Origin of the sequence: Mariniflexile gromovii, from assembly GCF_017814435.1 — a bacterium.
Classification (GTDB): Bacteria; Bacteroidota; Bacteroidia; order Flavobacteriales; family Flavobacteriaceae; genus Mariniflexile; species Mariniflexile gromovii.
Window position 1 is genome coordinate 82,538 of record NZ_JAGJCB010000001.1, and the last position, 13,269, is coordinate 95,806.

The 13,269-nt window shown below is 40.0% G+C and carries 1 protein-coding gene; it reads left to right on the forward strand.

What is annotated here, in order from left to right; all coding sequences use genetic code 11:
• Window positions 1-49 precede the first annotated feature (49 nt).
• A complete protein-coding gene (locus J8H85_RS00305; protein WP_209651528.1) occupies window positions 50-13,267 on the forward strand; it encodes a T9SS type B sorting domain-containing protein in 13,218 nt (4,405 codons plus the stop codon).
• The last annotated feature ends 2 nt before the right edge of the window (window positions 13,268-13,269 follow it).

The window sequence follows — 13,269 nt, forward strand, 5'->3', positions numbered from 1 at the left end:
AGAAGTTTCTCAATCGAATGGAATAGATTTTGCTGTTGATGATATAGAAGTGTTTCAATTACCTAAATCTTGTGTCACTCAAGTAGATTTTCCTATTGTTGTTGGATCGGGTAATGCTTTTAATTCTCAAATAGTTAATAGTAGTGACGTGTCCTGTTTTGGAGCCAGTGATGGTACTATAACTGTGGCAGCACAAAATTTTGATACTAATAACGGATTCCAATATTCTATTGATAATGGAGCAACATGGAATACACAATTAACATCTCCTTACACTATTACTGGATTGGCACAAGGTACATATGATGTTCAAATTAGATATGCAAATACTTCAAATACTGCATGTATAAATGCGTTTACGCAAGTTATTGGGTCACCAAGTCCTTTAGGGGTTACTGCTTCAGCAACTCCAATTACCTGCATAAATGGTGCAACAATTAGAGCAACTGGAACTGGAGGTACACCAGCATATTCTTATGAATTATTAGATACAGCAACATTAAACCTAATTTCTAATTTTCCAAGTAATGGTGTTTTAACAGACATTCCTGCTGGAAATTATACTGTGAGAATTACCGATGCAAAAGGATGTACAGCAACAACAACACTTACTTTAACAGAATCAACAGCACCAACAGCAACTATAACGAATGCCGATTATTGTTATGATTCTATTAATGGGGCATCATTTGAAGTTACCGCTACAGGCGGGCAAACTCCTTATGAGTTTAATATAAACGGAGGTCCATTTCAATTAAGCAATACATTTACTAGTTTAACACCAGGAAATTATACTATAATTGTTAGGGATGCCTATGGATGTACGGTTACTTTGCCAACAGAAACCATTGCACAACAATTATCAGTAAATGCGGTTTTAACCAAAGAATTAGATTGTACAGCATCGCCAAATGCAGTAATTACAGGAACTATTGCTGGCGGTTACGCTCCATTTACATATGAAGTTTCTATTAATAATGGTGCATATGCGTCATTAGGTTCAACAGGAACGTCATTCACATACTCAACTGCCACGGCAGCAACATATCAATTTAGAGTAACTGATGCCAGAAATTGTCAATCTGTTTCAAATGTTATCACTATAAGCCCAATAACCAATCCTACAGTTTCAGCAACCACAACAAATGTAAGTTGTAATGGGGCTTCAGATGGATCTGCACAGTTAGTAGGTTCAGGAGGTTCAGGAGGCTATACATTTAGTAATGATAATGTGACATTTACAGCGTCGTCTTTATTCACCGGTTTATCAAACGGTTCACATACGTTTTATGTTAGAGATAGTAAAAACTGTACTTCTAGCGTAACGGTGAACATCACCCAGCCAACGCCCTTAACGGCCACAGCAAGTGCTACGGCATTTAGTTGTAGTGCCACCAACGCCAAACAATCGGCAGTAATCACGATTGCGGTGCCAACAACGGGAACAGCACCTTACCAGTACAGTTTTAATAACGGCACAACGTTCAGTTCAAGCAATACCCTAACGGTAAACGATAACGGATCGGACCAGACCTTCAATTATGTGGTAAGGGATGCCAATGGTTGTTTAACAGCAGCGCAAAGCATCACGCTAACGGCATTGGATCCGCCAACGGATTTAGCCTTTGCTTCAGCAGCAGTAACATGTACAGCTACCACAACAACGGTAACTTTAACAGCAACGAACGGAGTAGGACCATTACAATATGAAACCATTGCGCCTTCACCGGTTATAAGAGCCAAACAAGGATCTAATTCATTTGCAGGCTTAGCACCGGGCACGTATGTATTTCAGGTAACCGATGCGAACGGATGTTATTATTCAGAGTCTTACACGATTGCACCGGTAACGCCCATAGCAATTGCTGGCAACTTGGTTAGTAATGTGTTGTGTAAAGGCGGTACTACCGGTTCAGGAACATATAACGTTTCAGGCAATGCCACAGTTGGAAATTATACATATGCATTAACAGCAGGGACATTAGGAACAGGAAGCCTTACAAAATCAGGAGACGTATTGACCTTATCGAATGTAGCAGTCGGAACCTATACCGTACAAGTTACAGATTCAGCTACGGGATGTGTTGCCAATGCAAGCATAACCGTTAGCGAACCTGCAGATGTATTAACACTTGCAACAACAAGTAATATCAATGCGAATTGTTTTAATAGAGCACAGGTAACAGTAGCCGGATCTGGCGGAACACCAAATTACACCTATGCTTTTGTTCAAGATGGTGCTTCACCGGCAGGACTATATACCTCTAGTAATACGGCCACTTTAGACCCAATAACCAATACGAATTGGGATGTTTGGGTTATGGATAATCAAGGCTGTACAGCTAAAATAGATGTTGTTATTGCTACCGATCCAGTACCAACCATTGACCCTGTAGCGCTGCAATGCTATACAGGTAGCCCAATTTCGATCACCTTATCTGGGACAGCTGTAGGAACACCAACATACAGTATAGGAGGAAGCTATCAAGCAAGTCCAACCTTTAGCATCAATGCTCCGGGAGTCTATAATGTGAGTATAAGAGATGGTAATGGATGTATAGCCTCCAGAACCTTTGAAGTTCAACCGGAATTGCTATTGGATGCGAACATGACACAGGATTTAACCTGTGCGGTTGATGCCAGTATAACCTTAACGGCTAATGGCGGAACGGGAACTTACAGCACTTATGCTGTAAGCTCTGATGGAGGAACAACTTATACAAATATTGCAGGTTCTTCATATACAGCGACTACAGATGGAAATTACCAGTTTAGGGTTACCGATTCACAGGGATGTCAGGCGATATCAAATATCATAATAGTAACGCCAAAAACAACCCCAACTCAAACCTATACACAAACCAATGTAAGCTGTAACGGTGCAAGCGATGGCGGTATAGTAGTAACGGCAGCTAATGGTATCGCCCCTTACCAATACAGTAGGGATAATGGAGCGACCTTCCAAGCATCGAATGTGTTTAATGGATTAGCAGCAGGAACTTACAATATTGTTGTAAGAGACAGTAAAAGCTGTATTTCTGTAGCAACAGTGGTTACTATCACCCAGCCAACAGCATTATCGGCCACTGCAAGTGCAACGTCCTTCAACTGTAGTGCAACCAACGCGAAACAATCGGCGGTAATCACTATTGCGGTACCAACTACGGGAACATCACCTTACCAATACAGTTTTAATAACGGCACATCGTTCAGTTCAAGCAATACCTTAACGGTAAACGATAACGGATCGGACCAGACCTTTACCTATGTGGTAAGAGATGCTAATGGTTGTTTAACAACAGCACAAAGCATTACGTTAGCGGCATTGGATCCACCCACGGATTTAGCTTTTACTTCATCTGCAGTTACATGTTTAGCTACTACATCTAGTGTAAGTTTAACGGCAACAAATGGAGTTGGAACGTTGCAATATGAAACTATTGCGCCTTCGCCAATAATAAGAGCAAAACAGACCTCTAATTCATTTGCGAACCTTACACCTGGAACTTATGTGTTTCAGGTAACCGATGCGAATGGTTGTTACTATACGGAATCGTACACGATTGCTTCAGTAACGCCGATTGCTGTAACAGGATTAAAATTAAGTGATGTTTTATGTAATGGAAATAATACAGGTGCCATTCGATTTACAGTTTCTGGATATGCGGGAACGTATTCAAGTACTTTAACCAGTGGCGCAGGTACCTTGGTTCAATCAGGAAATACCGTAAATTTAACCAATTTAATTGCAGACACCTATACTATTGAAGTTACTGATGACAATACAGGATGTACAGCAAACTATTCAATTACAATCACAGAGCCTACTGCTTTAACTTTTACTTCAACATCAACCAATGTGTTCTGTACAAATGATGAATCACAAATTACGGTGTCTGCATCAGGAGGAACTGTTAGCTATACATATGCAGCTGTAGTAACAGGAGCAGCGGCACCAGTAGTGTATGATGCTAGTAACGTAATAACTGTTGATACCAATTCAGCAGCAAACTTAGTATGGGATTTATATGTTAAAGATGCCAATGGTTGTATTACTATGAACACCGTAACTATTACGGCAGATGCTTTACCAACAGTAACGACACCTGCTTTAGCATCAAACCAATGTACAGCTTCAACTGGATTTACATTTACAGCAACAGGTACTGGATTAGCGCCTCTTTCTTATAGTATAAATGGAGGTACTTCTTATCAAACAAGTCCAACATTTACAGTAAATACACCTGGAAGTTATACAGTTACTATAAAAGATGGCAACGGTTGTACAGCAACTAGTTCCACTCCAACGGTTGTTTATGCACCACTAAGCACCAATGCTGTTCTTACAAAAGATTTAACGTGTTCGGTTCCAACAGACGCAACTATTGATATAACAGTATCTGGAGGAAATGCGCCTTATTCTTATGAAGTTAATTATAATGGTAGCGGGTATACTGCTATGGCAAGCGTTCCTTATTCGACATCTTTAAATGGAACATATCAGTTTAGAATAACAGATGCTAACAGTTGTACAATTGAAACGAATGTTATTACAGTTAATCCAATTGTAAACCCAGAGATTACAAACGTTGTTCAAACCCAATTCATTTCATGCAGTGGAGAAGCAACAGCGGCTATTCAAATTACTGTTGATAATTCTAAAGGGCTAGCTCCTTTTGTATTTACAGTAGTAAATACAACAACAGGTCAAAATTTTGGTACACAAACATCTGGTTTAACAGCAGGGGATTACGAGATAACCGTTACAGATTCAAAAGGTTGTACTGATACCTTTACACTTGTAAATCCAATTACTGAGCCTGATCCAATTGTTTTGGATTATGATGTAAATCCAATTACATGTGGAGCCGGTGGTATTTCATTAGGAGAAATTATAATTAATTCCGTAACGGGTGGTACTGCAAATTATATATATCACGTAAGAGGTACCAATGGTTATAGTCAACAACTATTGAATCAAACAGGAGCAACTCAGGTTTTTGAAGTAGTTGATTTTGGTTTGTATGAAATAATAATTACTGATGCCAATGGATGTACTTTATTAGAACAGAATATAATAGTAGCATCTCCGCCAGATGATTTAGATATTACCATTGATGCTACAGTAAACTGTGCCACAGGAGGTGAAGCAGAAGTAAGTATAGGCTCATCTTCAAGTATAACAGGAGTAGGACCATTTTATTTTGCAATTTATACTGGACCAGGAATGCTTTATGATGGTTCTCCAACTTGGGTGTTGGGTACAGGTTCTCCAGCCTCAGCAACTTTCACCAATTTAATACCAGACGTAACTTACACGTTTATAGTTTATGATGATGATACAAAATGTTATTATTATGAAACGGCAACTTTAGCAGTACCAACAAATTCTACTCTTAGTATTTCTGGTTTAACCGCTTATAATATTACATGTACAGGAGAAACAGATGGAAGTGTAAGTTTTAATATTACAAGCGCATATGGTAGCGATACCGATGTAACTTATGAAATTTTAGATTCTCAAACATTAGTTACTACGGGTATCTCTGGTTCTGATACAGTTCCTGCCAATGGTACGTTAACCGATTTGAATCTAGGTTCTTTGCCTTTTGGTAACTACATACTAGTTATAGAAGAAACTTCAGGTCCAAATGCTGGTTGTAGTGTGGCATCATTACCTTTTAATATAACAGAATCTGCCATAGAATTAAATGTTACAGCATCTCTAACTAAAAACGAAAACTGTAACGAATTAGGTGTTATTACTGCTATAGGAAAAGATGGTACGTCGCCTTATACATACCAACTTTTATTAGCTACCGATCCTGCACCAGACAATACATCATCAGGTTGGGGATCAGTAAACACCTTTACTGCTACTGCGGATAGTTATATCGTTTATGTAAAAGATGCTTATGGTTGTGTTAGAAATGCTCCTATTACGTTAACAAGAGATGCTGACCCTACAATTGATGCAGTAACCGAACAATGTTTTACAGGCTCACCAATTTCAATTACTTTATCAGGTACAACAACTGTAGGTCCAGTAACGTATGCTATTGGAACTAGCGGTGTAGCAGGTGCTTACCAGTCAAGTGCTACATTCATAATTAATGCAGCAGGAACTTATGATGTATTTATTAAAGATGGAAATGGCTGTATAGCAACAACTACTTATGTTGTACAACCTGCATTGTTATTAGATGCAGAAGTAACAAAAGAATTAGATTGTACAGTTCCACCAGATGCGGTAATTACCTTAACATCTAGTGGAGGAACAGGAACATACACTACTTATGAAGTAGATTATAATGGAGGAGGTTATGTAGGAATTGGAGGCTCACCATATTCTGCGGCAGCAGCTGGTACGTACCAGTTTAGAGTGACAGATTCCCAAGGTTGTCAGGCAGAAACAACCATCATCACGATAGACCCATTGACGAACCCTGCGTTCACGTTTACCCAAACGAACGTAAGCTGTAATGGCGGAGCGGATGGCAGCATCGTGGTAACCGCAACAGGAGGAATAGCTCCATACCAGTACAGTATCGATAACGGCGCAACTTACCAGGCATCGAATGTGTTCACGGGGTTAAACGCAGCGGGCATATACAATGTAATTGTTAGGGACAGCAAAAGCTGTGTGTCGCCAGCTACCTTGGTAACCATAACGGAACCGGCATTGGTTGGAGGCTCGGGTGTTTTGACCCAAGGCCTGACCTGTGGTGCGGGCAATGCGGCCCAAGCGGCTACCGTAACCATTACGGGCAGCGGCGGAACGTCACCTTATACCTATAGTTTTGACGGCGGTATCAATTACACATCAACCAATACCTATTCCACATTTACCGCGGGAATGGTAACGGCTTATGTAAAAGACGCCAATGGATGCATCATACCAACTCCTATAGATGTTGCGGTACCTGCATTGAATGTACCAACGGACCTGGATTTCTCAGCAACAGCGGTAACGTGTATAGCCACAACAAGCGATGTGCAGTTGACGGCAACGGACGGTGTGGGAACATTAAGCTATGCCATACTGTCACCGGCAGCTTCAACGGGGAACGTATCGGGCGCCTCAACGGGTCTGTTTACAGGTCTGGCACCGGATACCTATATGTTTGAGGTAACCGATGCCAATGGCTGTACCTACCAAGAATCCTATACGGTTGTACCGGTAACGAACATTACAGTTTCAGGAGCATTGGTTAATGATGTTTCCTGTAATGGAGGCTCAAATGGTGCAGTAGACTTTACTGTAGGAAATTTTACAGGAACTTATAGTTATACCGTAAATGGAGCAGCAGCAGTAGTTGGGCAATCATCGGTAACGATTAACTTGACCGGATTGCCAATAGGGAACCAACAAATTGTTGTAACAGATGAAATCACAGGATGTACGGATACGTTTACAGTAATGGTTAGCGAGCCAGCAAGTCCATTGACATTTACTGCGACAGCAACGAACGTGTATTGTACCAATGATGAGTCACAGATAACCGTGACGGCATCGGGAGGCACAGTGAGCTATAGCTATGCGGCAGTGGTAACGGGAGCACCGGCACCGGCAACTTATGGAACAAGTAATGTAGTAACAGTAGATACGAATTCTGGAACGGACCTGGTTTGGGATGTCTATGTAAGGGATGCAAACGGATGTATTGAAATGAATACCGTTACGGTAATATTGGATCCATTGCCAACGGTATCAACACTGGCATTGGCTTCAAATCAATGTACTGTTTCTTCAGGATTTGCTTTTACGGCATTCGGAGAGACAGGGGTAGCACCATTTACATATAGCATCAATGGAGGCGCATCATATCAAGCAAGTCCAACATTTATAGTAAATGCCCCAGGAACCTATACGGTTACCATTAGAGATGCTAATGGATGTACTGCCAATAGTGCAACCACGACTGAGGTATATGCACCGTTAAATTCAGTGATAACCTTGACCAAAGAATTGGATTGTACAGGAACACCAGATGCTGTAATTACCGGAACAATAACCGGAGGTTTAGCACCATATACCTATGAAGTGGATATAAATGGTATAGGGTATACAGCATTGGGTGCTGTGGCAACCCCTTATACATATACTACAGCAAGTGCAGGAACGTACCAATTTAGAATTACGGATGCAAATGGCTGCCCAGTAGAAACAACCATCATCACGATAGACCCATTGACGAACCCTGCGTTCACGTTTACCCAAACGAACGTAAGCTGTAATGGCGGAGCGGATGGCAGCATCGTGGTAACCGCAACAGGAGGAATAGCTCCATACCAGTACAGTATCGATAACGGCGCAACTTACCAGGCATCGAATGTGTTCACGGGGTTAAACGCAGCGGGCATATACAATGTAATTGTTAGGGACAGCAAAAGCTGTGTGTCGCCAGCTACCTTGGTAACCATAACGGAACCGGCATTGGTTGGAGGCTCGGGTGTTTTGACCCAAGGCCTGACCTGTGGTGCGGGCAATGCGGCCCAAGCGGCTACCGTAACCATTACGGGCAGCGGCGGAACGTCACCTTATACCTATAGTTTTGACGGCGGTATCAATTACACATCAACCAATACCTATTCCACATTTACCGCGGGAATGGTAACGGCTTATGTAAAAGACGCCAATGGATGCATCATACCAACTCCTATAGATGTTGCGGTACCTGCATTGAATGTACCAACGGACCTGGATTTCTCAGCAACAGCGGTAACGTGTATAGCCACAACAAGCGATGTGCAGTTGACGGCAACGGACGGTGTGGGAACATTAAGCTATGCCATACTGTCACCGGCAGCTTCAACGGGGAACGTATCGGGCGCCTCAACGGGTCTGTTTACAGGTCTGGCACCGGATACCTATATGTTTGAGGTAACCGATGCCAATGGCTGTACCTACCAAGAATCCTATACGGTTGTACCGGTAACGAACATTACAGTTTCAGGAGCATTGGTTAATGATGTTTCCTGTAATGGAGGCTCAAATGGTGCAGTAGACTTTACTGTAGGAAATTTTACAGGAACTTATAGTTATACCGTAAATGGAGCAGCAGCAGTAGTTGGGCAATCATCGGTAACGATTAACTTGACCGGATTGCCAATAGGGAACCAACAAATTGTTGTAACAGATGAAATCACAGGATGTACGGATACGTTTACAGTAATGGTTAGCGAGCCAGCAAGTCCATTGACATTTACTGCGACAGCAACGAACGTGTATTGTACCAATGATGAGTCACAGATAACCGTGACGGCATCGGGAGGCACAGTGAGCTATAGCTATGCGGCAGTGGTAACGGGAGCACCGGCACCGGCAACTTATGGAACAAGTAATGTAGTAACAGTAGATACGAATTCTGGAACGGACCTGGTTTGGGATGTCTATGTAAGGGATGCAAACGGATGTATTGAAATGAATACCGTTACGGTAATATTGGATCCATTGCCAACGGTATCAACACCGGCATTGGCCTCAAATCAATGTAATTTGACTGGAGACCCTTATACGTTTACTATCATAGGTAGTACAGGTGTTGCTCCTTTAACATATTCTGTAGGAAGTGGTTTCCAATCAAGCGGAACATTCACAGGTTTAACACCTGGTAATTATTTCGTAACAGTAAAAGACGGAAATGGTTGTGAGGCCATTAGCCCAACTTCTGTAACGATATATGAGCCATTAGATTTTACACCAACTGTTACTACATTACCATCATGTTCAGATGATGATGGCGTAATTAGTATGGTTCCTTCAGGAGGTTCAGGAAACTATTCGTATGCGATATCACCAAGTGGTTCAATTAGTTTATCAGGAAATGTGTTTTCAGGTGTTCCATCAGGAACTTATACCATCACAATTACGGATACGACAACATTATGTACCAAAGATATAGATGTAACAGTAACATCAGCTACACCAGTAACATTTACAGCATCGGTTGATGATGCAAGCTGTTATGGTGGTAGTGATGGTATTATTACTGTAAGTTTACCTTTAAGTAATGACAATCCAATTTATACTTATGCAATAACCGCTGGACCTTCAACAGCTTCAACCCAAAATTCTAATACTTTTTCAGGGTTGGCAGCAGGAATTTATACAGTTGAAGTAACTTCGGGAAGAAATTGTGTAGCGAGTCAAGATATTACTGTAGGAGAACCTAATGCAATAGCAGTACCAACACCTACTGTAATAGAATATGCTTGTTCAACCAATACTAATTCGTCTAACTATGCAACAATCACAGTTTCTGGTTCTACGGGTGGTAGTGGTACTTACACTATTTATGAATTTATAAAAGGGAGTACTATTGTACAATCAGGAAGTAATAATGTGTATACTGAAACAGATTACCAAGGAGGTACTTATATCATCAACGTGTATGATAGTAATGGTTGTTCTGGCACTACAAGTGCTAATATTAATCCATTTATAAGATTAGATTCTTTGGAAATTACTATCGATAATGCCATTACTTGTACCAATAATGAAGATATTACACTTTCTGTAACTAGTACAGGAGGTACTCCAACCAATTTACAATATACTTTAGTAGATGTTGTTGGATCAACAAAGGGAGGTGTATATAATCAAACAAATACTACTGGAATATTTACAGGATTACCTATTGGTAGTTATTTAGCTACGGTTTTAAATAATGATACAGGATGTAGTGTTCAAAAAGTACATTATGTAAATAATCCAAACACATTTGATCTTGCTATTAACAATGGTGTTAATGTGACTTGTTTTGGTGATAATGATGGTAGCGTTGAAGTGACTTTTATTGATAGAAAACCACTTCCTAGTGATGAATCTGGTGCTTTTAATTACGAGGTATTTAATAGTTTAGGTAATTCGGTTGCCACAGGATCAGCTATTGATGCTGGACCAATTACTATATCTGGACTTTTAGCAGGAACTTATACTATAGCGGCTAGTTTATCAAACGCTCCTTATTGTACAGTTAATAAAAACTTTACTATTACGGCACCAAACGCTGCTTTAGCTATTACTGAAACACACACTGAAATAACATGTGTAAGTGGTAATAATGATGGTTCTATTTCTGCAAGAGCAACTGGTGGATGGCCAGGTGATTATGAATATCAATTAGAGCTATCTTCAGGATCAATTATTTATTCATATAGCGATAATTATGATTTTGAAGGATTAACTCCAGGTGATTATATAGTAAGTGTAAGGGATAGTAGAGGTTGTATTGCTTCAGTTAATGTATTATTAGTAGTTCCAACTCCAATAAACGCTACTGTTACAGCAACACCTACACTACTAGTTTGTTTTGGAAATACTAATGCTAGTATTACAGTAAGTGGTGTTACAGGTGGACAAGGTTCCAATTATACATATACACTTAATACAGTATCTCCAGTGATTAGTAGTTCAGGGCCACAATTATCACCTGTGTTTAATGGATTGGGTGCAGGAACATACAATGTAACTGTTAGAGATGGCTTTAATTGTTCATTTACATCATCTAATATTGTTATAAGTGAACCAACTCAAGTGGAATCATTGTTAGTAAAAGAAACATCTCAAACGTGTTTAACCGGTACTACTTTAAGACTTAGTGCCACAGGAGGAACAGGTATGTATGAATACAGTAGTACATCAGATTTCGCTACAGTTTTAGGTTCATTTGCTTCTTCAACAACAGTAAATGTGGCACCAGGAACTTACATGTATTATGTAAGAGATGTTAATGGTTGTGTAGCTAATGTATCCAATGAAATTAAAATTGATCCATTGCCCACATTGGAAGTAAATGTAGATGCAACCAATGCTTTTATTAATTGTGCAGGCGATAACACAGGTGTTATTGTTGCAAAGGCTCAAGGTGGCTTAGGAAATTATATTTATACTTTACAAGATGCCTTAGGAAATACTGTTCCAGCTACTCAATTGAGTCCTGGTAGATTTACTGAGCTTTTTGCAGCAGATTATCAAGTACATGTTGATAGTGGTGATTGTGAAGCAACATCTACTGTTGTATCAATTACAGAACCTAGCGCTCCATTAATTGCTCCATTTACAACAAGTAACGTTACTTGTAATGGGTCAAGTAACGGATCTATAACTGTAAATGCTTCAGGAGGAACAGGTCAGATTAAATATGCTATCTCTCCTCAGTTAAATCAATTTTTTGAAACCAATACGTTTAGTAATCTTGCTCCAGGAACCTATGACGTGATTGCTCAAGATGAGTTAGGATGTTTCATAGTTGTAAATTTCACAATTACAGAACCAGATCCATTAGCATTATCTATCGTTTCAGGATCATTGCTACCAGAAGTTTGTTCAGGCGATATGGATGGCGAGTTTAGTGTAGAACTTTCAGGAGGAACTGCCCCATACAGCGTTGCTATAGATAATATTAATGGACCTTATACAACAGGAACTCCAACACAAACACAATTTGATTTTACAAATTTAGAAGGTGGTGACAAAATGGTATATGTGCGTGATGCTTTTGGTTGTGAAACTGAATGGAATATTACGTTCCCAGAGTCTGTTACCATTAATCCAGAAGCTACGGTTGAGTTTGGTTGTACCAACAACATTTCAACCAACATTGTAAGAGTGAGTGTAGACCCGAGTATAACAGATACGAACGATTTAGACTATTCTCTTAACGGAGGCACATACCAGTCTAGTAACGAGTTTATAAATGTTCCTGCAGGAGTAGGGCATTATATAGATGTTCGACATACCAATGGTTGTATAAAAAGAACACCAAGTTTTGATGTGGAACAATATAACCCATTAACCATTGGAATAGCTATGGGTGAAATAAATGAAATTATTACAGCAACTTCTGGTGGTTCTGGTACTTATGAATACACATTGAATGGTGAATCTTACGGAAGCACCGATACATTCATAATTTACAAGTCTGGTGATTACACGGTTACAGTAACCGATAGTAATGGGTGTTTTGCATCGGCTACCCAATATTTCGAGTTTATCGATTTATGTGTTCCAAATTACTTTACACCAGATAATGATGGCGTTCTAGATACTTGGAGTCCAGGTTGTGCATGGCAATATCCAAATATGAAAGTTAACATTTTTGATAGGTATGGAAGAAGATTAGCCATTTTAGGTGTTAATGATAAATGGGATGGTAAGTACCAAGGAAAAGATCTTCCATCAGGTGATTACTGGTATACCATTAAGCTAAACGATAAAAAGTACGATAAACAAGTCGTTGGACATTTTACATTATACCGATAAAA